This window comes from Paenibacillus riograndensis SBR5, from assembly GCF_000981585.1.
Classification (GTDB): Bacteria; Bacillota; Bacilli; order Paenibacillales; family Paenibacillaceae; genus Paenibacillus_AQ; species Paenibacillus_AQ riograndensis.
In genome coordinates this window covers 6,847,562-6,873,449 of record NZ_LN831776.1, presented here as the reverse complement: position 1 = coordinate 6,873,449, position 25,888 = coordinate 6,847,562, and the positions used below count along the sequence as shown (strand labels likewise).

General features: G+C 46.6%; 14 protein-coding genes, 16 tRNA genes and 2 rRNA genes. 28 read left to right on the top strand and 4 right to left on the bottom strand.

All coding sequences use genetic code 11. The features are described 5' to 3' along the window. Positions 1-95: 95 nt before the first annotated feature. Entirely contained in the window at positions 96-1,817 is a 1,722-nt protein-coding gene (locus PRIO_RS28905) for a glycosyl hydrolase family 18 protein (RefSeq protein ID WP_020426261.1), read from the top strand. A gap of 92 nt (positions 1,818-1,909) precedes the next feature. Here PRIO_RS28905 and PRIO_RS28900 read toward each other — a convergent pair whose 3' ends face one another. Continuing rightward, positions 1,910-2,275, bottom strand: a complete 366-nt coding sequence (locus tag PRIO_RS28900; RefSeq protein WP_020426260.1) for a DUF2614 family zinc ribbon-containing protein — start codon at positions 2,273-2,275, stop codon at positions 1,910-1,912. A gap of 128 nt (positions 2,276-2,403) precedes the next feature. Here PRIO_RS28900 and PRIO_RS28895 point away from each other — a divergent pair, with 128 nt between their 5' ends. The 21 genes from PRIO_RS28895 to PRIO_RS28800 all read left to right on the top strand — a co-directional run bounded on the left by PRIO_RS28895 (position 2,404) and on the right by PRIO_RS28800 (position 13,963). Further along, positions 2,404-3,279 carry a nucleotidyltransferase-like protein gene (locus PRIO_RS28895; protein ID WP_020426259.1) on the top strand — a complete coding sequence of 292 codons (876 nt, stop codon included), beginning with the start codon at positions 2,404-2,406 and terminating at the stop codon, positions 3,277-3,279. 439 nt (positions 3,280-3,718) lie between these two features. Beyond that, positions 3,719-5,269, top strand: a 16S ribosomal RNA gene (locus tag PRIO_RS28890). A 406-nt stretch (positions 5,270-5,675) separates the two neighbouring features. Further along, positions 5,676-8,603 (top strand): 23S ribosomal RNA (locus PRIO_RS28885). The 16S and 23S rRNA genes sit together here with 16 tRNA genes alongside, the layout of an rRNA operon. 65 nt (positions 8,604-8,668) lie before the next feature. After that, positions 8,669-8,744 (top strand) — tRNA-Asn (locus PRIO_RS28880). Positions 8,745-8,747: 3 nt separating this feature from the next. Next, positions 8,748-8,837, top strand: a tRNA-Ser gene (locus tag PRIO_RS28875). 61 nt (positions 8,838-8,898) lie between these two features. Continuing rightward, positions 8,899-8,973 (top strand) — tRNA-Glu (locus tag PRIO_RS28870). 169 nt (positions 8,974-9,142) lie between these two features. Further along, positions 9,143-9,218: transfer RNA gene (locus PRIO_RS28865), tRNA-Val, on the top strand. 34 nt (positions 9,219-9,252) lie between these two features. After that, positions 9,253-9,326, top strand: a tRNA-Met gene (locus tag PRIO_RS28860). A gap of 30 nt (positions 9,327-9,356) precedes the next feature. Further along, positions 9,357-9,434, top strand: a tRNA-Asp gene (locus PRIO_RS28855). A 139-nt stretch (positions 9,435-9,573) separates the two neighbouring features. After that, a tRNA-Phe gene (locus PRIO_RS28850) sits at positions 9,574-9,649 on the top strand. A 20-nt stretch (positions 9,650-9,669) separates the two neighbouring features. Then, a tRNA-Thr gene (locus PRIO_RS28845) sits at positions 9,670-9,745 on the top strand. A 4-nt stretch (positions 9,746-9,749) separates the two neighbouring features. After that, a tRNA-Tyr gene (locus tag PRIO_RS28840) sits at positions 9,750-9,835 on the top strand. Positions 9,836-9,840: 5 nt separating this feature from the next. Next, a tRNA-Trp gene (locus tag PRIO_RS28835) sits at positions 9,841-9,914 on the top strand. Between the two features lie 24 nt (positions 9,915-9,938). After that, positions 9,939-10,014: transfer RNA gene (locus PRIO_RS28830), tRNA-His, on the top strand. A 47-nt stretch (positions 10,015-10,061) separates the two neighbouring features. Then, positions 10,062-10,137 (top strand) — tRNA-His (locus PRIO_RS28825). Between the two features lie 19 nt (positions 10,138-10,156). Then, a tRNA-Gln gene (locus tag PRIO_RS28820) sits at positions 10,157-10,231 on the top strand. Between the two features lie 5 nt (positions 10,232-10,236). Beyond that, a tRNA-Gly gene (locus PRIO_RS28815) sits at positions 10,237-10,311 on the top strand. Between the two features lie 6 nt (positions 10,312-10,317). After that, positions 10,318-10,388 (top strand) — tRNA-Cys (locus PRIO_RS28810). A 36-nt stretch (positions 10,389-10,424) separates the two neighbouring features. After that, a tRNA-Leu gene (locus tag PRIO_RS28805) sits at positions 10,425-10,503 on the top strand. Between the two features lie 390 nt (positions 10,504-10,893). Further along, positions 10,894-11,103: a hypothetical protein gene (locus tag PRIO_RS35800; protein ID WP_144412140.1), complete on the top strand. Its 210-nt coding sequence runs from the start codon at positions 10,894-10,896 to the stop codon at positions 11,101-11,103. 901 nt (positions 11,104-12,004) lie between these two features. Then, on the top strand, positions 12,005-13,963 hold the full coding sequence (locus PRIO_RS28800; protein WP_020431497.1) for a carbohydrate-binding protein: 1,959 nt from the start codon (positions 12,005-12,007) through the stop codon (positions 13,961-13,963). Between the two features lie 498 nt (positions 13,964-14,461). Here PRIO_RS28800 and PRIO_RS28795 read toward each other — a convergent pair whose 3' ends face one another. After that, on the bottom strand, positions 14,462-15,097 hold the full coding sequence (locus tag PRIO_RS28795) for a ParA family protein (RefSeq protein WP_020431496.1): 636 nt from the start codon (positions 15,095-15,097) through the stop codon (positions 14,462-14,464). Between the two features lie 715 nt (positions 15,098-15,812). Here PRIO_RS28795 and PRIO_RS28790 point away from each other — a divergent pair. Genes PRIO_RS28790 through PRIO_RS28775 form a run of 4 tightly spaced genes read left to right on the top strand, consistent with a single transcriptional unit; the run spans position 15,813 to position 19,699 of the window. Next, entirely contained in the window at positions 15,813-16,481 is a 669-nt protein-coding gene (locus PRIO_RS28790) for a hypothetical protein (RefSeq protein WP_020431493.1), read from the top strand. Next, positions 16,471-17,334: an ABC transporter ATP-binding protein gene (locus PRIO_RS28785; protein ID WP_020431491.1), complete on the top strand. Its 864-nt coding sequence runs from the start codon at positions 16,471-16,473 to the stop codon at positions 17,332-17,334. The genes PRIO_RS28790 and PRIO_RS28785 overlap by 11 nt, the downstream gene beginning before the upstream one ends. Next, positions 17,327-18,535, top strand: coding sequence for an ABC transporter permease (locus PRIO_RS28780; protein ID WP_046505756.1), 1,209 nt, complete (start codon positions 17,327-17,329; stop codon positions 18,533-18,535). The genes PRIO_RS28785 and PRIO_RS28780 overlap by 8 nt, the downstream gene beginning before the upstream one ends. A gap of 18 nt (positions 18,536-18,553) precedes the next feature. Continuing rightward, positions 18,554-19,699 (top strand): hypothetical protein, encoded by a 1,146-nt coding sequence (locus tag PRIO_RS28775; protein WP_020431486.1) that lies wholly within the window; start codon positions 18,554-18,556, stop codon positions 19,697-19,699. A gap of 78 nt (positions 19,700-19,777) precedes the next feature. On the opposite strand, the gene PRIO_RS28770 is transcribed toward PRIO_RS28775, so the two are convergent. Further along, entirely contained in the window at positions 19,778-21,385 is a 1,608-nt protein-coding gene (locus PRIO_RS28770; RefSeq protein WP_020431484.1) for a response regulator, read from the bottom strand. Beyond that, a complete protein-coding gene (locus tag PRIO_RS28765) occupies positions 21,378-23,123 on the bottom strand; it encodes a sensor histidine kinase (protein ID WP_197545371.1) in 1,746 nt (581 codons plus the stop codon). The genes PRIO_RS28770 and PRIO_RS28765 overlap by 8 nt, the downstream gene beginning before the upstream one ends. A gap of 418 nt (positions 23,124-23,541) precedes the next feature. Between PRIO_RS28765 and PRIO_RS28760 the strand changes: the two genes are divergently transcribed. Together PRIO_RS28760 and PRIO_RS28755 are read left to right on the top strand one after the other, a co-directional pair. Continuing rightward, positions 23,542-24,903: an ABC transporter substrate-binding protein gene (locus PRIO_RS28760; RefSeq protein ID WP_020431480.1), complete on the top strand. Its 1,362-nt coding sequence runs from the start codon at positions 23,542-23,544 to the stop codon at positions 24,901-24,903. A gap of 91 nt (positions 24,904-24,994) precedes the next feature. Beyond that, positions 24,995-25,870, top strand: a complete 876-nt coding sequence (locus PRIO_RS28755) for a carbohydrate ABC transporter permease (RefSeq protein WP_020431478.1) — start codon at positions 24,995-24,997, stop codon at positions 25,868-25,870. The last annotated feature ends 18 nt before the right edge of the window (positions 25,871-25,888 follow it).

The window sequence follows — 25,888 nt, the reverse complement described above, 5'->3', positions numbered from 1 at the left end:
TCCAGCAGATTTGCGCAACCAGAGGGCTAGAGATAGCGTATACTTAAGAATGATTCCCCCGCAGTATAATTCTATAAGTGATCTGGAGGTACGTTTTGAATAGAAGACAGAGACAGAGACGCGTCAAGAAACGCGGAGGTCTTTTTCGCCGTTTACTGGGACTTGTCATTATAGCTGCTGCAGCCTACTGGGTTGTTTTTTATGTATTGCCGAACCGTCTGCATACCGATCCTGATTGGAAAGGGTTAGAACAGCCTGTTTTTGTCAAAGGAGAGCTGACGGGCTATTCCGCTTCAGGTACCGGGGACGCGCTGCTTTTACCGCTTCCGCTGCTCCAGAAATATGTAGACTCATCCATCCGTTATGAAGAAGATACCAAGTCTGTAATCTTATCGACAGACAATGAGCTTTTATATATGCAAGAAGATACTAAAACCGCCAGTCTGAACAATAAACCGCTCCAGCTCCGGCTGGCGCCTGAAGAAAAAAACGGGATGACCTATCTGCCCGCAGATACGCTTGAAAATCTGTACGGTTTTGAGGTGGAAGAGGATAAGGACACCGGAGCCGTTCTGCTGATGACCGCTGGAGAAACGGTCCCGCTTGGCAAAGTCAAGGGCGAGGAAGGCGGCAAAACCCAACCTCTGCGCAGTGAAGCGACTATCCATGCACCTATTGTGGCCGATATGTCTCCCGGAACGGTGGTAAAGATTTGGAACTCGGACAATGAGGACTGGCTGTACGTACAGATGGACAACGGCTTTACAGGCTATGTCAAAGCAAAAGATATCATCCAAGACGGGGAAAAGGCAGTCGAGGTGAAGCCGGCCGCTCCCTCGCGCGCAGAGCGCAGCTGGAAAGGCAAGCCTGTGAATCTTTACTGGGAAGCGGTATATGAACGTAAGCCTAACCCCGCTAATTTTGGCGCTCTCCCCGGGGTTAACGTGGTCAGCCCTACCTGGTTCGAGATCGTCGATATAAAAGGTAACGTCCGCAGCAAGGCTGACAGTGCCTACGTACAGTGGGCCCATCAGCAAGGGATGGAGGTATGGGGGCTGCTGACCAACAGCTTCGATGCCGACCTTACCACCCAGGCGTTGTCAAGCTATGAGAAGCGGATGAATGCCATCGTGCAGATGCTTGAATATGCTGATCTTTACGGTCTTGATGGGATTAATATCGATTTTGAAAATGTCTACACCAAGGACGGAGAGAATGTTACGCAGTTCATGCGGGAACTGAAGCCGATGGCCCAAGCCAAAAACCTCATTGTCTCGATGGACGTGACTCCAAAATCGAACAGTGAGATGTGGTCACTCTTTCTGGACCGCCGGGCACTTGGCGCAGTTACCGATTTTCTGATCGTCATGGCTTATGATGAGCATTGGGCGTCCAGTCCTACCGCAGGTTCTGTTGCTTCGCTGCCATGGGTGGAGAAATCCGTAAGCCGTATCCTCGAAGAGGATGACGTTCCTGCAGAAAAGCTGATACTCGGTATCCCGCTGTATACCCGCATTTGGTCGGAAACCACAAAAGACGGAAAAACCAAAGTCAGCTCCAAAGCCGTCAGCATGAATGCCGTTCAGGAAATACTGGCTGAAAAGAAATTGAAGCCTGTGCTGGATAAGGATTCAGGTCAGAATTATGTAGAGTATACGGAGGATGGTGTCCTTCGCAAGATCTGGATAGAAGACAAGGTTTCGTTAAAAGCCAGGGTAGAGCTGGCCAAATCCTTCGGGTTAGGAGGCATTGGCTCCTGGAACCGCAGCTTTGCCGTTCCAGAGGCTTGGGAGACCTTGCAGCAGATTAGCAAATAGACGGTAAATATTGCAGGTACAGCACAGGGGTTTCCTTAAGGGAACCCCTGGTTTTTTTTCTATAACATAATTTAAGCGCCAAATGCGATAAGCTAATGCTTCAGTTGTTGTCCTTCAAGCTGCTCCGCAGTGACCGTTGCCTGTGCGGGGTCCATCGTGAGAATCGTATGGCAGAACATACAGCGGTCCGTTTTTCCCAGCATTTTGGTCAGCTTGTGGCATTCCGGACATTCTACCTGCACGGCGCTTGTTGAGAGCATGCCCGCCCAAAAATAGATCGCCAGACTGGCAATCATAGACACCAGGCCAATGACAAGCCCGATTGCAGCAACAATCTTTCCGGCCGAACCCCAGAATACGATGCCCGCCGTTCCCAAGATCATCAGGCCCATTCCCAGCATGGTGAGCAGCAGGCCCCAAGTGCGAAAAGCGTTGATTTTAGCTGATTTAAACTTCATGAGTATTTGCTCCTAACTGAAATATAGTTCGGTTGTCCAGGAGGAACTGCCATGAATATGTAGAATATTAATATTTAAGAGAATTATAACTGACAGACGCAAAATCGCCAAATTTGATGGAGGGAAGTATGGAACTGTCCAATTTGACCCTTTTTAGTGGAGAGACGTTTGACGAGAGTGTACTGGGAGCTGTAGCCCTGCACCAGACCGGCAGTGCTCCGTTTCAGAGCGCGCTTCTCCATGATTTTGATATGGTAGTACTGATGCTGCATGAGGAACAGGAGAAGGAACGCATTATTACTCATACCATGGCCGGTGAACGGCGCACACAGTCGGTCCATGTAGGTCTTTCCGCTCTGGAGAGGGCGGTAATGGCAGGGGATAACAATGAACTCTTCACCAGTCTGATTGCGGGTGAAGTCATTTGGGACCCTAAGGGAATCCTCGGTGAAATGCGCCGGGAGATTATCCAGTTTCAGGGGCCGATTAAGGAACGGATACTGTTTATGGAATTCTCCAGATTTCTGCATATGTATGTGAAATCTAAGCGGTATATGGAAGCTGGCTGCACTATGGATGCATACAACTGTGTATTGATCGCTCTGTATCACTGGGCGCGTATAGAAGTAAGCGAGGCAGGCTGTTTTCCTGATCCGGCGGTGTGGGAGCAAATCAAAGGCCTGAATTCATCCGTTCATAAGCTGTATGAGGAGTTGACCGTTAGTACAGAGACATTGGATCAGAGAGTGGAGCTTATTCTGCTAGCTTGTGAATTTTCCATTATGTCCAAGATGTCCGATTGCTGTACCATACTGCTGAATATACTGGGGAGCCGCAAGGAACCCTGGAGTATAAAAGAACTGCTCCAGCACTCCGGACTTAGCCAGCTTGGCGCTGAACTGCCGCTGGTACTGCGCAAGCTGGTATCCCGTTCACAAATCAGAGAGATTGCTTCGTGGGCAGAGGATGCCGGGGATGGTCATGCTGTACGCTATACCTTGTGAATATAAATGATAATAACGGATGGATAAGGAGAGGCGAATATGCTCTCTTTTTTTGTTGGGTTCTTGTTCACGTTATAAAATCACTTGAGGGAATATTTATAGTTGACTCTTGTGTTAATGTTGTGTTAAATTATAACTCGTCCCTCTGACGCGGTTAAGATGCTGCAAAGCATGCGGAAGACAACTGGAAAAAAGAAATTAAAAAAAGGTTGACTAAAATGAGGGCGCTGTGATATATTATAAAGGTCGCTGCTGACAAGCAACGATGCAAGAAAATGAGAACTTGATCTTTGAAAACTGAACAACGAGTGAGTAGGATTTCACGCAAGTGAGATCCAAAACAGATGAGTTTCACAGCGTGTTTCACGCTTTAGAAATTCATCAGAGAATGCAAATTCTCGTCAGATGTTTCAAAATGAGCTATCGCTCTTTTCAATACCAATTGGAGAGTTTGATCCTGGCTCAGGACGAACGCTGGCGGCGTGCCTAATACATGCAAGTCGAGCGGAGTTTATCCTTCGGGATAAGCTTAGCGGCGGACGGGTGAGTAACACGTAGGCAACCTACCCTCTAGACTGGGATAACTACCGGAAACGGTAGCTAATACCGGATAATTCCTTGACCCTCCTGGGATAAGGATGAAAGGCGGAGCAATCTGCTGCTAGAGGATGGGCCTGCGGCGCATTAGCTAGTTGGTGGGGTAACGGCCTACCAAGGCGACGATGCGTAGCCGACCTGAGAGGGTGAACGGCCACACTGGGACTGAGACACGGCCCAGACTCCTACGGGAGGCAGCAGTAGGGAATCTTCCGCAATGGGCGAAAGCCTGACGGAGCAACGCCGCGTGAGTGATGAAGGTTTTCGGATCGTAAAGCTCTGTTGCCAGGGAAGAACGTCCGGTAGAGTAACTGCTACCGGAGTGACGGTACCTGAGAAGAAAGCCCCGGCTAACTACGTGCCAGCAGCCGCGGTAATACGTAGGGGGCAAGCGTTGTCCGGAATTATTGGGCGTAAAGCGCGCGCAGGCGGCTGCTTAAGTCTGGTGTTTAAACCTTGGGCTCAACCTGGGGTCGCACTGGAAACTGGGCAGCTTGAGTACAGAAGAGGAAAGTGGAATTCCACGTGTAGCGGTGAAATGCGTAGAGATGTGGAGGAACACCAGTGGCGAAGGCGACTTTCTGGGCTGTAACTGACGCTGAGGCGCGAAAGCGTGGGGAGCAAACAGGATTAGATACCCTGGTAGTCCACGCCGTAAACGATGAGTGCTAGGTGTTAGGGGTTTCGATACCCTTGGTGCCGAAGTTAACACAGTAAGCACTCCGCCTGGGGAGTACGGTCGCAAGACTGAAACTCAAAGGAATTGACGGGGACCCGCACAAGCAGTGGAGTATGTGGTTTAATTCGAAGCAACGCGAAGAACCTTACCAGGTCTTGACATCCAACTAACGAAGCAGAGATGCATTAGGTGCCCTTCGGGGAAAGTTGAGACAGGTGGTGCATGGTTGTCGTCAGCTCGTGTCGTGAGATGTTGGGTTAAGTCCCGCAACGAGCGCAACCCTTGACTTTAGTTGCCAGCAGGTAAGGCTGGGCACTCTAGAGTGACTGCCGGTGACAAACCGGAGGAAGGTGGGGATGACGTCAAATCATCATGCCCCTTATGACCTGGGCTACACACGTACTACAATGGCCGGTACAACGGGAAGCGAAGCCGCGAGGTGGAGCCAATCCCAGCAAAGCCGGTCTCAGTTCGGATTGCAGGCTGCAACTCGCCTGCATGAAGTCGGAATTGCTAGTAATCGCGGATCAGCATGCCGCGGTGAATACGTTCCCGGGTCTTGTACACACCGCCCGTCACACCACGAGAGTTTACAACACCCGAAGTCGGTGGGGTAACCCGCAAGGGGGCCAGCCGCCGAAGGTGGGGTAGATGATTGGGGTGAAGTCGTAACAAGGTAGCCGTATCGGAAGGTGCGGCTGGATCACCTCCTTTCTATGGAGAATCGTTCTCTGCAATGAGGACATTCAAATCTTAAATCTAACCGGTCGGTTAGTGACTCACTCGTTGCTCAGTTTTGAGAGTTTAAGCTCTCAATGGACATATTGGTTTCCAGAACTTGCTTGTAGTCAAGCAGCTCGGAAACATGATATGATCTTCTTCCGGAGTTAAATCCGGAAACACTTGATCCTTGAAAACTGGATACCGAAACGAAAATGCGTTTTAGAACATCTTTTAGCTGAAACTTGTGTGAACAAGTTTTAAATAGTTATTAGTATGCTGAAAGCGAAGATTTTCGATTGTGCAGCGACTTTTGGGCGGAGATCCCTTTGTGAATGATGTAAATCATGAACAGGATCGGAGTCCAAGCGGAGCGAACAAGCGAAACGATCTACGCGATGGTTAAGCTAATAAGAGCACACGGAGGATGCCTAGGCGCCAGGAGCCGACGAAGGACGTGGCGAACAACGAAACTGCCTCGGGGAGCTGTAAGCAAGCTTTGATCCGGGGGTGTCCGAATGGGGAAACCCGGCTGTGGTAATTCGCAGTCACTCACATCTGAATCCATAGGGTGTGAAGAGGCAGACCAGGGGAACTGAAACATCTAAGTACCCTGAGGAAGAGAAAACAATAGTGATTCCGTCAGTAGCGGCGAGCGAACGCGGAACAGCCTAAACCAAGGAGCTTGCTCCTTGGGGTTGTGGGACGTCTCACATGGAGTTACAAAGGAACCGGGTAGGCGAAGAGGTCTGGAAAGGCCCGCGATAGAGGTAAAAGCCCTGTACCCTAAACCCTGTTCCCTCCGAGACGGATCCCGAGTAGTGCGGGGCACGTGAAACCCCGTATGAATCCGGCAGGACCATCTGCTAAGGCTAAATACTACCTGGCGACCGATAGTGAAACAGTACCGTGAGGGAAAGGTGAAAAGCACCCCGGAAGGGGAGTGAAAGAGAACCTGAAACCGTGTGCTTACAAAAAGTCAGAGCCCATTTTAGGGGTGATGGCGTGCCTTTTGTAGAATGAACCGGCGAGTTACGTTTAACATGCAAGGTTAAGGTGAGAAGCCGGAGCCGCAGCGAAAGCGAGTCTGAATAGGGCGATTGAGTATGTGGACGTAGACCCGAAACCGTGTGATCTACCCCTGTCCAGGGTGAAGGTGCGGTAACACGCACTGGAGGCCCGAACCCACGTACGTTGAAAAGTGCGGGGATGAGGTGGGGGTAGCGGAGAAATTCCAATCGAACTCGGAGATAGCTGGTTCTCCCCGAAATAGCTTTAGGGCTAGCCTCGGTGAATGGAGTCGTGGAGGTAGAGCACTGATTGGGTGCGGGGCCCGCAAGGGTTACCAAGCTCAGTCAAACTCCGAATGCCATGGACTTCTTGCCGGGAGTCAGACAGTGAGTGCTAAGATCCATTGTCAAAAGGGAAACAGCCCAGACCATCAGCTAAGGTCCCCAAGTGTGTGTTAAGTGGGAAAGGATGTGGAGTTGCACAGACAACCAGGATGTTGGCTTAGAAGCAGCCACCATTGAAAGAGTGCGTAATAGCTCACTGGTCGAGTGACTCTGCGCCGAAAATGTAACGGGGCTAAACACACCACCGAAGCTATGGCTTGATGCTTTGCATCAGGGGTAGGGGAGCGTTGTGTAAGGGTTGAAGGTTGACCGGAAGGACAGCTGGACATTACACAAGTGAGAATGCCGGTATGAGTAACGAAAAGATCAGTGAGAATCTGATCCGCCGAAAGCCCAAGGTTTCCTGAGGAAGGCTCGTCCGCTCAGGGTAAGTCGGGACCTAAGGCGAGGCCGACAGGCGTAGTCGAAGGACAACAGTTTGAAATTACTGTACCACCGTAATCCGCTATGAGCGATGGGGTGACGCAGGAGGGTAGTGACGCGGACTGATGGATGTCCGTCCAAGCAGTGAGGCTGGTGTGTAGGCAAATCCGCACACCGTAAGGCTGGGCTGTGATGGGGAGCGAAAATTACAGTAGCGAAGGTCATGATCTCACACTGCCAAGAAAAGCCTCTAGCCAGGAGAAGGTGCCCGTACCGCAAACCGACACAGGTAGGCGAGAAGAGAATTCTAAGGCGCGCGGAAGAACTCTCGTTAAGGAACTCGGCAAAATGACCCCGTAACTTCGGGAGAAGGGGTGCCTCGGTAGGGTGAATAGCCCGAGGGGGCCGCAGTGAAAAGGCCCAAGCGACTGTTTAGCAAAAACACAGGTCTGTGCGAAGCCGCAAGGCGAAGTATACGGGCTGACGCCTGCCCGGTGCTGGAAGGTTAAGGGGAGCGGTTAGGAGGCAACTCCGAAGCTGTGAACCGAAGCCCCAGTAAACGGCGGCCGTAACTATAACGGTCCTAAGGTAGCGAAATTCCTTGTCAGGTAAATTCTGACCCGCACGAATGGCGTAACGACTTGGGCGCTGTCTCAACGAGAGATCCGGTGAAATTTTAATACCTGTGAAGATGCAGGTTACCCGCGACAAGACGGAAAGACCCCATGGAGCTTTACTGCAGCTTGATATTGAATTTGGGTACGATCTGTACAGGATAGGTGGGAGCCGTAGAAGCCGGAGCGCAAGCTTCGGTGGAGGCGCCGTTGGGATACCACCCTGATCGTATCTAGGTTCTAACCTGGTACCCTAAACGGGTACGGGGACCGTGTCAGGCGGGCAGTTTGACTGGGGCGGTCGCCTCCTAAAGAGTAACGGAGGCGTTCAAAGGTTCCCTCAGAATGGTTGGAAATCATTCGAAGAGTGCAAAGGCAGAAGGGAGCTTGACTGCGAGACCTACAAGTCGAGCAGGGACGAAAGTCGGACTTAGTGATCCGGTGGTACCGCATGGAAGGGCCATCGCTCAACGGATAAAAGCTACCCTGGGGATAACAGGCTTATCTCCCCCAAGAGTCCACATCGACGGGGAGGTTTGGCACCTCGATGTCGGCTCATCGCATCCTGGGGCTGAAGTAGGTCCCAAGGGTTGGGCTGTTCGCCCATTAAAGCGGTACGCGAGCTGGGTTCAGAACGTCGTGAGACAGTTCGGTCCCTATCTGTCGTGGGCGTAGGAAATTTGAGAGGAGCTGTCCTTAGTACGAGAGGACCGGGATGGACGTACCGCTGGTGCACCAGTTGTTCCGCCAGGAGCATGGCTGGGTAGCTACGTACGGACGGGATAAGCGCTGAAAGCATCTAAGCGTGAAGCCCCCCTCAAGATGAGATTTCCCAGTATGTAAGACCCCTTGAAGACGACGAGGTAGATAGGTTGGAGGTGGAAGCACGGCAACGTGTGGAGCTGACCAATACTAATCGGTCGAGGGCTTATCCAAATAACTAAAATGCAGTTTTCGTTTCGGATTCAGTTTTCAGGCGATCAAACGTCTGATATGCATATTCCCTGATAGCTCAGTTGGTAGAGCACTCGACTGTTAATCGAGTTGTCACAGGTTCGAGTCCTGTTCGGGGAGCCATATGGAGAGGTGTCCGAGTTTGGCCGAAGGAGCACGATTGGAAATCGTGTAGGCGCCACAAGCGTCTCGAGGGTTCGAATCCCTCTCTCTCCGTAGCAATACTTCCTTGAATAGGGATGAGAACCCTCTGTGGTTCGTTGGAGCATGAAGATATGGCCCGTTGGTCAAGGGGTTAAGACACCTCCCTTTCACGGAGGTAACATGGGTTCGAATCCCATACGGGTCACCAATTTACATCTTCGAATTCTGGGATGAGAATTCATTGGGTTCGTTGAAGCATCGGCTTCGTAAGGAATGCATCGCAATCTCGTAACGGAGTGGAGAGTATCCCATACGGGTCACCATTATTACTTGATTTTTATTAAAGTGATTTGGTACAATAAGTTTTGTTGATTTATGGAGGCTTAGCTCAGCTGGGAGAGCATCTGCCTTACAAGCAGAGGGTCGGGGGTTCGAACCCCTCAGCCTCCACCATAGTATCCTTTCAAAAGAATACGCTTTATACTGACGCGGGGTGGAGCAGCCCGGTAGCTCGTCGGGCTCATAACCCGAAGGCCGCAGGTTCAAATCCTGCCCCCGCAATTTAACCCCAAAAAGAGTAGTGCTTAATTTGGAACCGTGGTGTAGTTGGCCTAACATGCCTGCCTGTCACGCAGGAGATCGCGGGTTCGAATCCCGTCGGTTCCGCCATCATGTTTGCTTCAGGGATGAGAATCCATCATAGGGTTCGTTGAAGCATTGCTTCGTAAGGATTACATCGCAATCTCGTAACGAAGTGAAGAGTATCCCGTCGGTTCCGCCATCAAGGTTTACTTAATATAACTTATATGGCTCGGTAGCTCAGTCGGTAGAGCAAAGGACTGAAAATCCTTGTGTCGGCGGTTCGATTCCGTCCCGCGCCACCATTTTTCTTACAACTTAATATGCCGGTGTAGCTCAATTGGTAGAGCAACTGACTTGTAATCAGTAGGTTGGGAGTTCAAGTCTTCTCGCCGGCACCATTGTGGAGGCTTAGCGAAGTGGCCAAACGCATCAGACTGTAAATCTGCTCACGTACGTGTTCGGTGGTTCGAATCCATCAGCCTCCACCATTTTTAGGGGCATAGTTTAAAGGTAGAACAACGGTCTCCAAAACCGTTGGTGTGGGTTCAATTCCTGCTGCCCCTGCCACACAAATTTTAAAAGTTTCATATGGCGGCCGTGGCGAAGGGGTTAACGCACCGGATTGTGGTTCCGGCATTCGTGGGTTCGAGACCCATCGGCCGCCCCATTACTTTTAGAATTATTGATCTAATTAGGATGTAACAGTTTCATATGGCGGCTGTGGCGAAGGGGTTAACGCACCGGATTGTGGTTCCGGCATTCGTGGGTTCGAGACCCATCAGCCGCCCCATTACTTTACAAATGAATATTGGGGATTAGCCAAGCGGTAAGGCAACGGACTTTGACTCCGTCATTCATAGGTTCGATTCCTATATCCCCAGCCATTAATGCGGACGTGGCTCAGCGGTAGAGCATCGCCTTGCCAAGGCGAGGGTCGCGGGTTCGATTCCCGTCGTCCGCTCCATTTTATGGCGCCATAGCCAAGTGGTAAGGCAAAGCTCTGCAAAAGCTTTATCCCCAGTTCGAGTCTGGGTGGCGCCTTCATTTTTTTATTTAGCCCTAATCATATTTGTACGCGCCGGCGTGGCGGAATGGCAGACGCGCTCGACTCAAAATCGAGTGGGAAACCGTGGAGGTTCGAGTCCTCTCGCCGGTATTATTTTTACTAAGAACAGCCCATTAGATGAAAATTCTAATGGGCTGTTTTTATTTTAATCACTTCATTCATTCGGTTTGCGGAAGTGACTTTAAGGCATATGAGTTTACGTACGGTTTACCGCTTCGTGACAGTATAACAGAATTCCAATCTGGGCGCGGCAGCATATCTATACCTATATCCACTGCCGGAGGAAAACCCTAAAAATGTCGTTGGGAATTCTACTCCCACGCGGTTTCCTGCGCCAAATGACATTTTTGCTATTCTTGCCTTTACAATACTCCCAAATCTTTATTCAAGGACTATATTTTCATATGGTATTTGTTTACAAAAATATATTCAACTGATAGAATAAAATGGAAGTATAATAATTCGAAGAGATATAAAAAAATGAAATTAAAAACGAAAGTAACAACACTTCTTTTCACCGTTTTAATGTCTTTAAGTTTAGGTTCCTCTGTTTTTGCACAATCATCCACAGAAAATCAAAGTGCATCTACTGCTGCCAAAGCTGGATGTAATGGGGAGTTTGGGGGCCGAGGGTTTACCTCCGGCTTCCTTCAGATTCCACCTCGCGACGACATCCTTGCCTTCAGCTAACAGTTCCTACTGCCAAGCCTGTAGCGGACTTTCACCGCCTAGTTATCGCCCATGCCGGGCGCACTATAAAAAGTCCGCAGAATTGTATGATGTACAATCCTACAGACTTTTCGTGTAATACCGGCGAGAGGACTCGAACCTCCACGGTTTCCCGCTCGATTTTGAGTCTCTTTGAAATGTCGGAGACCCAGACGTTACTTAACGTTTATCGTGTATAAGCGAGATAAGGGAAAGTAAAACTCCTAACAAAAATAGTACCCCGCTCGCTGTAAAAAAACACTTAGATTGAAATACTCAGAAGAAAATAAAATATGCCAAAGTCGACTCCCACTCCACAGATGGACTTCAAGCACAAGTGGAACCGCATACAATTTGAACAAGCATACTTGCCATTCCTAAAACGGAAAAGGAAAGCCCCACAATCATTTTTCTCATATTATTAATTTAACCTGTGATTAATCACTATACCAACAGGAGTCCAATAATTGCTTTTTCCAAGGTAAGAGTTTTCATTATAAGCATCAATTCCAGCAGCAAGTTCGATATTAATTCCATAAGTAGCAGTTACCAATTCTAACAATAAAATGATCTATAATGATGTGTCACTTGATTATGTTGACCCAGAATTAATAGGGACAACTAACCCAAACTCTGTACAAAAATCTATTACAGCAGATGGATTAATTACACCACAAGCAACATATGTTAGTAGTGTATATGAATTTTTATATGCTTCGTTAGAAACTTTGCTGATGCAGAAAAGGTTAGTATTACTCTGCCACTTCCGAAGCTGAGCAGGGAAATATTGACTTTATGAAAAGAGTAATAGAGCATCACTGGTGAAATCATCATTCACTGATGATAGAGTGTTTTCTAAAAAATATGAAAGAGGTGTTTATTTATGTTAAAACGGTTAAAGTTTTTAAGTTTAATTGTTTGTATGCTCGCCAGTCTTTTAGCTGTCGTTCCTTTGACAGCAATCGCGGCGGGTACAATTGTAAGCTATCCATTACCGTCGATCTATACCACGACCAGTCAATACACGGTAACAGCAGACTCTACCAATATACCGGTAATCGACACTTCGGCGGTATTTGTAAACTATAATTATTGTAATTTCTCTTTTTCAGGTACTACTACAATCACAATAACAGCAAGCGAGCCAATCAATACCTATAATATTTCTCCCAAAGCTTTGGGAATCACTGCAACAAAGAGCGGAAATACACTTACATTTACACTTTCATCACCAACATATCTTATAGTTAAAATCAATAATCTGAAAGATCTGGTTATTGCGGCAGATGCTCTTGAAACCAATGTTCCGGCTTCATCCGGTACAGGTATATACAATGTTAAAACTCAATACGGTGCCGACAGTACCGGTGCCTCAATGGCTACAACTGCAATACAGAACGCCATCAATGCGGCTAACGCAGCAGGTGGCGGTATAGTATACGTTCCAGCCGGAGTTTACAAGAGCGGCAACCTTGTTCTAAAAAGCAATGTTTCGGTTTATCTGGAGGGTGGTTCTGTTATAAGGGGTTCTGGAAATCCAAGCGATTACACTACCCATTTTCATAAGAATTCTCTGAATAAGGATGGAACATGGTTTATCTATACCGAAACAAATGCAAACAATATTAAGATATACGGCAGGGGAACTATTGACGGCAATGGTCATTATATGAGGAATACAAACAATTATTTGAACAATATTCTTGTACCCTTGCAGTGCAGTAACTTCACGGTTGACGGCATAACCATAAGAGACAGCGGTGGCTGGGCTACAATCGTTACAAGATCTAATAACGTAACCTTCCAGAATACCAAGCACTTCAACAACAATGAACTTGATTATGAAAATGATGCAATAGACATTCAAGAGAGCCAGAATGTACTTATAAAGCACACTGTAGCAGTATCTGAGGATGACACCTACTCATTTAAGACATGGGATGTAGCAACTACGGATATAGCTGCAAACTGGCCGGGAAGTCCTGAAAACCAGTCAAATGTAGTTGTGGATGATGCTTTGGCTTGGAGCAGATGTGGAGCATTCAAGGTTGGAGATGGAGTGAAACAGCTTCAGGATGGCATCGTTGTTAAAAACTCTTATGTATACCGGTGCTGGCGTGCTTTAGCAGTAGGTCATCTTTATGGAACTCCAGCAGCTCAAAACATCATATTTGACAATATAGATGTAGAAGGCTTCTGGCCAAGATCCGGTGTTCACTCCAGATGGTTTGATCTTTCTGCAAAAACTGGTCCGATAAAAAATGTGGTCTATAATAATATCAATTTACGCGCTTTAGGTGAAGTTTCAATAATGAAGGGTTGGAGTGACACATCTACTGTCTCCGGAGTTACATTAAACAATGTTCGCGTCGGTGGAGTTGCGGCAACTACATTGGCAGAATTGAAAATAACAGATACTAACAGCTATGCTGCAGCTCCCAAATTCAACACATTGAAATTTGAAGCGGAAGGCTATAACCTTAGTTCAGGTGTTATATCCTATGAGTCAAGCACTGATGGTGGGCTGGATGTTGGTGGAGGGAGTAATGGCGACTATATAGCATTTAAAGATGTTGACTTTGGTAGTACAGCTAAAACAAGCATTGATTTGAAGGTTGCATCCGCTAATTCCGGCGGAAGGATCGAATTCCACTTGGACAGTCCTACAGGCACCATGCTGGGTTATTGGACGGCAGAAAGCACAGGCGGATGGCAGACATGGTCAGTCAAGAATATCCCGCTTAATGCCGGGACAGCTGTAGGAACTCATACGGTATATGTTACTTTTGTTAAGTCAGATTCAACCACGGTTGCAAATTTAACTTGGTTCCAGTTCAAATAGAATGGAAACTGTTTGATGTAATTGCAATAAGTTGGACAAAGGGGTATATCAAATGATATACCTCTTCATTCAGCTAAAGTTTTTTCTACGACTGACCAATTAACACACAATATCTGGAGTCGTGTGAGGAGATCCTTCTGGCGAAGGGCGTCATCGACGAAACGACAAGCTCCCCGGAGCGAACGATATATTCGTTCCAGCTTCGGAGTCCTGTCATTCGCCGGTGGCGTGTTTTCGTTTTTCTGAAAAACCGCTCGTGGTCATTATTTGTACGGGGAACATGCGGCTGGTCGTAGCAAGTGAATAAACCCTTCCAGAACCCCTTGGTGTAACTTTTTAAGTTGGCTACCATAGGTTGGTCGATTCAAAAGTGTAATTTTTCTCGACCCAATCCAACAACCACTGCATTTGGATCCTTCGCCAATTCTTGATACGCCGCGGCTACCTTGGATTTGGGTTCAAATTCAATGATGCTTTGGCTGTAAAAATTTGCTTCTCCTACTTTACGGACAAGGGGATTTGAACTTCGAAGATATGGAAGGTTTCGCGGTAATAAACTTTGACCAAACGAAAAGCCTCCTTGTATAAATTGGTGCGGGTATTGCACATAGTCATCAGGATACCTTCAATGCTGATACGCGGATTGATGCACTTTTTGACTTTTACAATGATTCTGAGCAACTGAGTCAATCCTGTGGCAGACCATGGCTGCGGATTGACGGGAATCAGTACACTATCACTGGCTGCCAAAGCATTGATCGTTAGCAATCCAAGTGAAGGGTTAATCTCGGCAACTGACAACTCAATGTTGCTCGGAATGAGATCGATATTGCCGTGCGTGTGGATGTACTCCTCGGCAGGCGGCAGCGGTTCGTCACTCATAATAGCGTTCATGACGTTGAACATGGATAACTGGAGTTGATCCGGCTGCTCAATGCCAAAGCACATCGAGAGATTGCCTTGAGGGTCAAAATCGACCAGCAATACTTTTTTTCCTTCATTAGATAAAGCGTAAGCCAGATTATAGGCAGTGGTCGTTTTGCCTGTACCGCCTTTCTGATTGGCAATGGTAATAACCGTTGTTCTTCCTGAGTTCTTCCCAAATTTCTCTCCAACGTCCAAAAATGGCTTCATTTTGACCTGATGCCGGGAACCCTTACGGGGCTTGGGCAAAACTAAAAAAACCGCGAAAAACCTTGATTCTACAAGGATTTTCGCGGTTTTTATGTAGCCAAACAGCTAATTCGAATGGGGATGGATGATTCATCTATTGCCCAGGCTACCGGATTTTCTATCCAAACCATTAAAGATTGGCGTAAGCAAGCCTATTAAATTCCGTTCCTTTGGAGCGGTTTTTCTTTTTGCTACGAGCTATTGTCCCATTCCTCTGTGCTCACCCAAGCTAACATTTTGCTCTCCTCCTCTGATTCATCCATTACGGCTACGGCTTGTTCCTGTAACTCCTTAACTCCAGCGCCGAGTTAATCTCAGACTGCCGCGCTACAAATTGACATACCATAGTTAGAAAGTAGAAGTTATAAGCTTAAAATAAATGAAATGAGTGGTATGCAGGAGATCATTCATTTAAGAAAAATTTAAGATCTACACACCTAGATTTTTAAGATGTTCTGTCTATACTTCGTACCAAGAAGAATAGGAGGAACATGGAAATGAAGAAGAAGGAACGTGGCAAGCTAAAGAACAGGAAATCCAGGTTAGTAAGAATATCAGTATTCACAATTGTTCTTCCCGGAGTGCTAATAGGAACAGCAAGTAAAGTGAGTTTAGATTCACAACATTAAAGATATATTGAAAAGTAGGATTACATATTAAAAACGGAGGTGTCTTAGTGAAAAAAATCTTCATGATTGCATTAACTATAACCATTTTAATTGGAGGAAGCCTCTACTTCAAAAATCAAAGTAGCTACTCAGAATATGCAAGCATGCGGGATGATAAAACCATCTCAGGGAAATTAATTACCATAGATAACAATCCGAAGGATATCACGACAGAGAATGAGAATCCGGGCAAAGATGAACCCCCAGAGGATGCAACGCTAGATGATGAGAGGACTCCTGAGGATATTGCCTTGGACAAACGACTTGATGAGCAGAGAAAAGAAAATGAAAGAACCTATCGGGAGAAAGGAATAAAAGGGTCATCAATTAGGCCAACGATAGAAATTCCGTCACTTTCTATCGAGGATATAATAGGTATCTACAAAACTGTTGATGCATACATGAGAGAAAATCCAGATCGGTTTCCCGAACCAGCGGACGATGGCACCAGGGGAAGCACTGATGATCCAAGAATCCAAAATATTCTATATGCAGAAGAAAAATCAGGTATCATAGCAGGATTTGAAAATGAAAATCTGGTGGCATGGGAAGTGAAGAAGCTGGACGGAGAATATACCATTCTCCTGTTAGGGAGAAAGTCTGCGGGGGATGGATGGAAAGTTTTATCAGAAGGGGATGTATATCAATTGAGAAAGGTAATTAGCGATGGAAATTAAAGCGGAAAATTTAACAAGAACATTCGGAACGAAACGGGCAATTGATGAACTGAATTTCACATTGCCTGAGGGCGTGTACGGGCTCTTGGGGGATAATGGGGCAGGAAAAAGCACCTTGATGCGAATTCTTGTGGCAGTCGACCATCAAACGAGCGGCAAGGTTTCCTTTAACGGCAAGGATATCTTCCATATGAACGACGACTACCGGAATCTTGTGGGATACATCCCTCAGGATTTCGAAGTGTATCCCGCGTATACGGCAACAGAATATCTGGAATATATGGGAGCACTGAAGGGATTGTCAAAAAAAGAACTAAAGCACAAAGTTCCAGAGGTATTAAAGTTTGTTAACCTGGAGAAAGTTGCCAATAAAAAGGTCAAAACCTTTTCCGGAGGGATGAAAAGACGGGTGGGCATTGCCCAAGCCATCATCAACGACCCAAAGATATTAATTTTTGATGAGCCCACCGCTGGGCTTGACCCACATGAGCGAATCCGTTTTTCAAACATCATAAGCGAAATGGGACAGGATAAGATCATTCTGTTTTCAACCCATATTATTTCGGACATCGAAGCAATCACCACTAATGTGATCATCCTAAATCAGGGCAAAATTAAAGAGCAGGGTAATGTGCAAAAGATGTTATCCGGGATTAAAGGAAAAGTGTTCACCGAGGAGATGGATAGAGAACGACTTGCCTCCTTTAAGAAGGAACACCTCATCGTACGAATCCGGCAGGAAGAAAACATTGTCAGTGTACGGTACTTGGGAGAACAGGAATCAGGCGCAATCGTATGCGAGCCCACGCTGGAAGATTACTATATCTACTTGGGGAGTGGGCGCCATGCGTAATTTCATTTCATTGGAACTGAAAAAAATACGAAATAAAAATACGGTGATTATCAGCCTACTCTTTCTCACAATTATTCTGATCCCCTGGGTTCAAACCGCCCAGAGTATCGATGTCTTGGATGATGAGGGAAACATACATAGCGGTCTTGGGGGCTGGCAAATTTTAAGAGAGCGCACGGTTGAGGGCACGATGACTACGGATTATTTATTACAAATGAAACAAAACTACCAAAACAGCGTGGACAAACCTTATATTGAGGGGGAAGTGGATACAGACCGCAAGTTGGGAAAAAGATTGACCTTTCCTCACGATGCGCTGCACTGGGAACTGAACTTTCCATATGAAAAGTACCGTGTGCTCGATAACAGCTTAAATTTAACAGATGAGCAGCTCGCCAATTTTTATGTGGATTGGAAGGGCAGTTTTACTGAATATTTATCCAATGAACAAAATCTATTTCCTTATACAGAGAAACAAATCGAAATCATATCCCAGAAAATGCAAAAAGTAACCACCCCATTTTTATTCAAATACGATAGTGGCTGGGAGTACCTGAAAATAGGTTTATTACATACGATCCACCTTTTCTTTATGTTCCTGGCCTTTATCTTATGCGAGGGATTCTCCAAGAACGGCAGCAAAGGAATTGACAAGGTGACCTTATCCACCAAGGAGAGCCGGAGGAAGCTGATCAGCTATAAGCTTGGCGCCGCCTGTGTGTTTTCTACGATAGCCTATTTTGTGTATATTGCGGTCGTACTGCTGTTTATTACTGCAGTGTATACGCTGCACGGCTGGGACTCTTCGGTTCAGATTGGAACGATTACATTTTATTCCATGAATCAGCTTAAAGAGGGGTTACTCTATATTGCCATGGGATACTTTTCCACCCTTGTCGTGACGCATCTTATCCTGTTTTTGTCCGTGGTTTTTAAAAGAGGGAAACTGGTATTAGCACTTTCACTGATTTATTTTTATCTCGTCAATACTTATCAGATGGGGAGGGGGGCGCTGATTGAAAAAGTGATGGTCTTCATGCCCCAGAACTTTATCAATAATCTTATAGGCATAGAGAACTTATATTTTGTGGGTAATACCGTGTTTCCTTATGTTTTTGTCGCCCTGTTTCTGGGTACTGTGTACATTCTTTTATCTCGAATCGGTATCTCTATATGGATGAGAAGATATTATTTACAGTAGGGGAAGGCAGGTGAAATCATGAGCTATTTATCAAAATTAAACAGAAGTAAAATCCTAAACATAAACGTATTCGGTTTTATAATGGCATTGTTTCTGATACTTACCTTTTACAACCTAGACATCATCAAAACAGGTTATTTAAATCAGGCAAGATATGAGGTAACAGATGGGACGGAATACCGGTATCTCTATCAACCGGAGGTATTGGATGAAGTTAAGGTTAACAAAATTTTGGAAAAATACAGAGGACTTAGCCTACCAGAAGACAGGAATACAGCGGATGTTGCAGATTTGCCAGCCTTGGATATGATTATTCAAGTATATGGCTCGGACTGGACTGGAATACGGGATGTCTCAGCAGAACAATTCTATCAGGACAGGTCAGACATCATCAGAAGTGCACAGGAGGAAGCGGGGAGTTCCAGGGAAGGAAACAGCAACGGGACTTTTGCAGCGGCTTCTCTCTCCGAACCTATCCGGATGGGTTATGCCGAGGGCTGGAAGAACGTTAACTCAGGGATGAGCCAGTGTGTTTTTATTGTCCTGGTTCTCATTTCCATTGTCCTGGTCCCAATTTTTAATGAAGACGAGACCTTGGGCATGGACGGACTGGTGAAATCCACGAGATTTGGGAAACGTAAGCTGAGTAGGATACGGATCATCAACGCCTTCCAGCTCTCTTCATTGCTTTATCTGGCGGCAGTGGCGATTTACATTACGCCTATATTCTTTATGTACGGTGTACAAGGAGCGGATTTGCCTATACAAAGTAGTCCACAATTTTTTTTATCAACGGTTGAGGTGAATTACTTCGAGCAGTTTTTGATCAACCTGGTCATTGGATATATGGCAATCTCACTGATGACAGGGATTACCTTATTGATCAGCGTATTAGTCACACAGGTTTATACTGGCTACGCCCTGTTACTATTCACCATAGCCATATCTTACGGCATTCAGATGAGCGAGGTATTCTTTCTGAAACATTACGTGGGCAATTTTCTGCCCATGCAGATAGCCGAGTTCAACAGCTTTTATACAAGTTTTGAATCCTATGGAGGTATTTCTACAATCATTGCCGTTCCTTCCATTACTGTTGCGGTTTTATTTATACTCCTACTATTTTTGCCAAGATGGATTAATAAAAGGATGAGGTATGTTTAATGTCATGAATGCAATTATGAGCGACGAACCGCTTCCACCTGCTTAGGAGTACATCTACTCTCCAACAAAGGGCGGCTATTATCCCAATTCAGTCTGTGAATAATTCAGCTTGTATTCCTTGGGACTCATCCCTGTGTATTTGGAGAACACGTGGGTGAAATAGGCAGGTGTCTCAATACCGACTGCTTCTGCGACTTCAAATACTTTACTCGCCGGATTCCTGAGTAATTTCTTGGCCATTTCAATCCGGTACTTATTGATCGCGTCGATGATGGACTCATTGGTTACTTTTTTGTAAAGGCGGCTGAGGTAGCTGCTGTTGATATGGATATGGTCCGCAATAATTTGCAGATTCAGGTTCTGGTTGTAGTGCTCTTTTATATATTTCTGGCATTCTATAACGATGTAATTGGGCTGTTTGTCATTAAACGCCACTGCCCTTGAGCAGCTTCGAATCAGACGTTTTAGGATGTCTGCCAACAGCTGAATGCTTTTGCTCTCCTGGATTTGCTTATATACCGCGGATTGGCTTTCATCCAACTCGGGTGCGAAGGGGTGGCTGGCGCTCAGCAAACGGAAACAGTAAGAACCTATGAGCAGACAAGCCACCTTTACGTTCTCAATCGGCTCTTTGATATTTCTGTAGCTCTCCAGTAAACGCTCCAGTTGATCGATTGCCAGATCGTTTTGTCCTTGCTGCAGAAATTCGGCAATTCTCTCTGCGGTATGATGGGGAGGAGCTCCGGGAGTGAGTGTCTGGCTGGTGTGAGGCATATAGACAGCCACATAATTATCGCTATAAAAGCTGCCTTGCAGCGCTTCTCTCGCCTCCCGGTAAGCCATAGACAGCGTCTGCACATCCCGGTGCATCAGGCTGATGCCGATATTGAGATGGTATCGTCTGAAGTTCTCTGCCATGGCGAGAATTTCATTACATATCGTGAGCAAGGCTTGTGTCGAGACTGCTGCATTGCCGTCGCCCATGGAGACAATAGCCAGTAAGGTGTTTTTTTCCATTGGCATTATATAAGTGGGGCGCTCCTCGAAGGCTAGCGCAAGGAATTGGCGAATGGAAGCCAAGAACCGGTGATATTCATTCGTTGGGGGAGAGCCCAGCGTATCCTCAACCTCCAGATGGACCCCGAAATAGTTCTCCAATTGCAAACCAAGCTCCCTTGAGCGGCTGAGCAAACTCGCTTCATCGCTGATCAAGCCGTGGGCGGCCTCCTTCAGAAATTTTTCACTGATTTCGGAAAGATGGTCGTTGATCTTGCTCTCCAGCTGTCTCAATTTCTGCTTCTGCTCATTTTCCTTTTCCAGCAGCCGCGTTGCTTTTTCAATGGCCCCGGGAATCTTCTCGGTGGGATTGGTCTTGACCACAAAATCTACTACTTCATACTGAATGGCAGTTTGGGCATAGGAGAAGTCAGCAAAGGCTGTGAGGATGATAACCTTGATCTGCGGAAAGTTCTGGTGGACATAGTCCGATAAAGCAAGACCGTCCATCCCCGGCATGCGGATATCGGTTACAATAATATCGATATCATTATGGCCGAGCATCTCCACGGCTTCTATCCCATTGGATGCTTCACAAATGACTTCACATTGGAGAGTTGCCCAATCCACAAAACACTTCAGCCCTTTTTTGATAACAGGCTCATCATCAACGATCATTACGTTATACATGCGATAGCTCCCCCTGATCTGCAGGTATGTGAAGGGTAACTTTGGCTCCTGCCCCAAATTCGCTCTCTACCTCAATTCCATAAGGCTCGCCATAGATCAGCTTGACCCGTTTTTGCGTGTTGATCAGGCCAATATTGTTGTGGCCTTGTTTGCGAATGGTGATACTTTCGAAATTACTCCAATTTCGGGGAACAACCTCAAATCCATTGCCATTGTCCGTGATCTCAAAATAGACCGATTCGTTTCTGCGGTAAATGCGGATGTGGATGATTCCTTTGCCCAGCTTTTTTTCCACACCGTGAACCACAGCATTTTCCACCAGGGGTTCGACACTCAGCTTGGGAAGCAACAGATCCAGTATGGTCTCGTCCTCAATATGGATTGTATACTCAATTTTATCCTCAAACCTTTCTTTCTGCAGATAAAGATAAAATTGGATAACATCCAGTTCCTGACGAATCGGAACCTTAGCCAGACTATTCGAATAAATACCTGCCTGCAGCAGCTCTGTAAGGGACGTTACCATTTTGTAAACGGTCTCATCTTTGGACAATTTGGCTTTGTAGCCAATGGTAATTAACGTGTTGAACAGAAAGTGGGGATTGATCTGCGCTTGCAAAAATTTGATCTCCGACTCTTTGATCAGCAGGTGCTTCTCATAAACTTCCTTGATGAGATAATTGATTTCTTCCGTCATTCTGTTGAAGGTGGTACTGAGCTGGTTGAGCTCCACATTTTTGTAGGCCGGCATTCTTACGTTGTAATCACCTTTCTTGACCTTATGGATACTCCGCAGCAGATCACGGATGACCCGGGTAAAGCGAAGAGATAACAGGACGCCTGCTGCAAGGGATACGAAAGCAATCAGAGCGATGATCCGAATGTAATTACGCATGCTCTCGGACAACTTGGAGAGTACTTGCTTCTTAGGAATGCCTGCAATGAAAGTAAGCCCGGTGGTGCCGATGCTGCGGGAAACGGTCAGGTAGCTTTCATGGTTAAGCTTGACTTCCCTTACTTCGGCATTGTCTTTCAGCGCGAAGACGGCGGGAGAAACGATAGAACCCAGCTCCTGCTTATCGGCACTGGAATAGATGGCTCCCCGGTTATCAATGATGTAAGCCATAGCACCCGGAAAGGCGAGCAGCCCGGAATATTGGTCCGCTAAATCTGCCTCATCCGTGCCGAAAATCAGCACAAGGCGCTGCTGGGGAAGGTTGATATTGGACACGATTCGTGTGAAGTAGAGGGTACGGTCCTCGTAGCTTGGCGTGATAATTTCCTTGCCCCGAACCCTGCCGTTAACGGAATGAAAGACAGCGAGATTGTTTTTGTTAATTTGTTCAATATTGGGCTGTGACTTCAAAACGGATATGTAATTGTCCTTATCAAAAAAAACATAAGCCGTTGACAGCAGGCTGATATTCCAGGCGTTGTTGAACATAAGGCTGTATTTCAGGTCCTCTTCCATTTCACTTTTATTGAGAAATTTTTTGTAGTAGTCGTCTCCCAGGGACACATCCTCGATTGACCAGGTTCTTATCGTTTTATTAGCGAGGAAATGCAGGGAGGTGTTATCGATAATCTGAAAGGATTTCTCGATATTGTCATTGGTCTGGCGGATCAGAAGAGACAGATTATCGTTGGCATTCTTCGTCAGAATCTGGGAGATGTTCCAATAGAAATAGCAGCCGGCGAACGTCATCGGGAGGAGAATCAGAAGAAGGATAGTTATCACAATTTTATTCCTTACCGGAATGCGGGAGAGTAATCCCCGAATTGGGCGAAGGCTGAGTCGTCGCATGATCTGTTCATTGGACATGCTGGTCTGCTCCTTGGTCGATGATACTATCTGTAGTAAAGCTATTATACAATCTTTTATTTGTGGCGAATAGCTGAACAGGACAAAATACAGCCATTTCCGGCTATGTGGTAAAGAAAACAACAAAGAGTTAAAGAAATCGGAAGAATTCTACAACCCCTTTCATTTGTACGGATGTTGTGGCCCTATTAGCTCAAGATATCAGAAAAGATAATACTGAAATACGAATTCATTCTCCGTAGTCCTTGTTCTACAATGAGAGCTGTAACAAAGCGCAGTCGGCTGTAGATTAAGCCTCTGCATCAAGCTGTCATCATTTAAAGGGGGATTTGATTTGAGAAAGCCATTGTTCAAAACAAGCTGTACCTTAGCCAGCACTCTGATTCTGGCCCTGTCCGTTTCGGCATGCGGATCGCAGAATTCACCGGAGAACAGCGGGACATCCGCAACCGCTGCATCAACCGCCTCGGGTCAGGCAAACGATGCTCCCGCTGCCAAGGCACCGGTGAAAATTTCCTATCTTACCTTCCGGGTAGGTACCCATGCGTCAGCCAAGCTGGAGGAAGAACAGATTAAGCAGTTTAATGCCAAGTATAGCAACGAAGTGGAGGTTGTGGTTGAAGAAATTCCAAGTGACTCCGCATATGAGGATAAGTTGAAGATTCTGGCAGTCTCCGGTGATGTTCCGGATGTCGTCATGGGCAAAAACGGAATCAATGACATCCTGATTAAAGGGAATCTTGTAACCCCTTTCAATGACTATCTGGACAAGGACCCGGAATGGAAAGCAGAGGTTGGGGAAGCGGCGCTCGCTGCCAATACCCGGGACGGAAAGGTCTGGTCCATAAGCGATCAGAAGCAGAATATCGGGTACTTCTACAACAAGGAAATGTTTGAAAAGGCGGGAATCAAGCCGGCGCAAACTTGGGATGAATTCATGAGCAACAATGAGAAGCTCAAAGCGGCGGGCTTCGTTCCGCTTGCGTTGATGACAGGAGAAAACGCCTGGACGACCAACCTGATTCTGGCTGCCCTTGTGGGCACAAACGGGGAGGCAGGCAATACGTTCATGAACACGCTGCATCCCACCGATTTTAATACGCCTGAAATGATTCAGGCGCTCAACATGATGAAGACGATGCTGGAGAAATACACGACCAAGGATGCGCTGGGTGCCGGTTATGCCAATGCAGCGAACGCTTTCTCCCAGAACAAGGCGGCTATGATTGCCAATGGTCCCTGGATGATTGGAGACTTTAGCGACTCGACCAAATCAAGTGAAGGTTTCGATAAAAAAGTGGGTGTCGCAGCCTATCCGAACAACAGCCTAATCTCCACCTATGAGGTTGGCTATATGATCGGAGCCAAAACACCGGAAACCCGCGACGCCGCTGAGAAATTCATCCGCTTCAAGACGGGGATAGAAGGACAGACCATCGCGCTTGAATACGGGAATGTGATGCCGGTATCCGATAAGATTCAGCCTTCGGATGCTCTGAAGCAGAAATATCCGCTTTTTGTTGAATCCATAAAATTGGCCCAAGAGACGCAGGTTCATTACCAATCCTTTGACTCTATTGTCTATCCCAACATAACCGATGCCTGGAAGAGCCTTTATCCAAAACTGGTATTTGGTCAATCAACAGCAGAGGAGATTGCCAAAGAGCTGACGGAAATTGCAGCCAAGCATAAATAATCAGCATGCTGATAAGCAGGAGTATGAGCGATGATCGGATTTTCCGGCAGGTCTGCTTTCCGGGAAAATTTGATTAGGGAGGACCATATGGATGGTTAGGAAAAACAAAGGATACATTACGCTGTTTCTGTTGCCGACGGTTGTACTATTTATTGTTGTCTATGCCGTATCGATTGTCATACTGTTCGGCACATCCTTTACAGAATGGTCGTCCGGACGAAAACCGGTTTTTATCGGACTGGCCAACTATATTCAACTGTTTACGGATGATTCTGATTTTCGTAAAAGTTTTCTGAATACGGGTCTCTGGGTTTTGCTCCAGTCGACAATCCATGTCGCTATCGGTACCGCGTTCGCAATTATTCTCAATATGAAGGAATTCTACTGGAAGTTTGCGCGGACGGTTTACATGTTTCCCAATATCATCTCGGGCGCAGCCGTGGGTATGCTGTTTTTGTGCATGCTCAATCCTGATTTTGGTGCGGTGAACAGCATTGTCCGCTTGTTCGGCCATGCGGATTACGCTCAGAACTGGTTTATGGATTACACAACCGCCTTCTTCTCAGTCACAATGACCTGGCTGCCCTATGCGGCTGTCGTCACTATACTGATTCTGGCCGAGATTGCGGCGATTCCAGACAGCCTGTTTGAATCGGCGCGTATCGATGGGGCCAGCGAGCTGAAGATCATTTTTTATATCATCCTTCCTATGCTGCGCAATATTATTGGTACCTGTGTGATTCTTGCCGGAACAAGTATGCTGCAGAAGATGGATATTATTATGATGACGACGGGCGGCGGACCCGGCAATGAAACCATGAATCTGCCCATTTATATTTACAAGACCGCACTCATGGAGAACAACTTCGGTTATTCCAATTCGGTGGGTGTCTTCCTAATCGGCTTTGGCTTGGTCTTTGTCCTGCTGTGCCGAAATCTGTTCAGAATAGGCAGCTCCCAAAACTGAATGGGGCGACTGGGGTGA

Excerpts from the sequence above, each read along its gene's own strand:
- PRIO_RS28775 (WP_020431486.1), top strand. The coding sequence starts at position 18,554 with ATGAGCTATTTATCAAAATTAAACAGAAGTAAAATCCTAAACATAAAC.
- PRIO_RS28785 (WP_020431491.1), top strand. The coding sequence starts at position 16,471 with ATGGAAATTAAAGCGGAAAATTTAACAAGAACATTCGGAACGAAACGG.
- PRIO_RS28755 (WP_020431478.1), top strand. The coding sequence starts at position 24,995 with ATGGTTAGGAAAAACAAAGGATACATTACGCTGTTTCTGTTGCCGACG.
- PRIO_RS28795 (WP_020431496.1), bottom strand. The coding sequence starts at position 15,097 with ATGAAGCCATTTTTGGACGTTGGAGAGAAATTTGGGAAGAACTCAGGA.
- PRIO_RS35800 (WP_144412140.1), top strand. The coding sequence starts at position 10,894 with ATGAAATTAAAAACGAAAGTAACAACACTTCTTTTCACCGTTTTAATG.
- PRIO_RS28800 (WP_020431497.1), top strand. The coding sequence starts at position 12,005 with ATGTTAAAACGGTTAAAGTTTTTAAGTTTAATTGTTTGTATGCTCGCC.
- PRIO_RS28770 (WP_020431484.1), bottom strand. The coding sequence starts at position 21,385 with ATGTATAACGTAATGATCGTTGATGATGAGCCTGTTATCAAAAAAGGG.
- PRIO_RS28895 (WP_020426259.1), top strand. The coding sequence starts at position 2,404 with ATGGAACTGTCCAATTTGACCCTTTTTAGTGGAGAGACGTTTGACGAG.
- PRIO_RS28900 (WP_020426260.1), bottom strand. The coding sequence starts at position 2,275 with ATGAAGTTTAAATCAGCTAAAATCAACGCTTTTCGCACTTGGGGCCTG.
- PRIO_RS28780 (WP_046505756.1), top strand. The coding sequence starts at position 17,327 with ATGCGTAATTTCATTTCATTGGAACTGAAAAAAATACGAAATAAAAAT.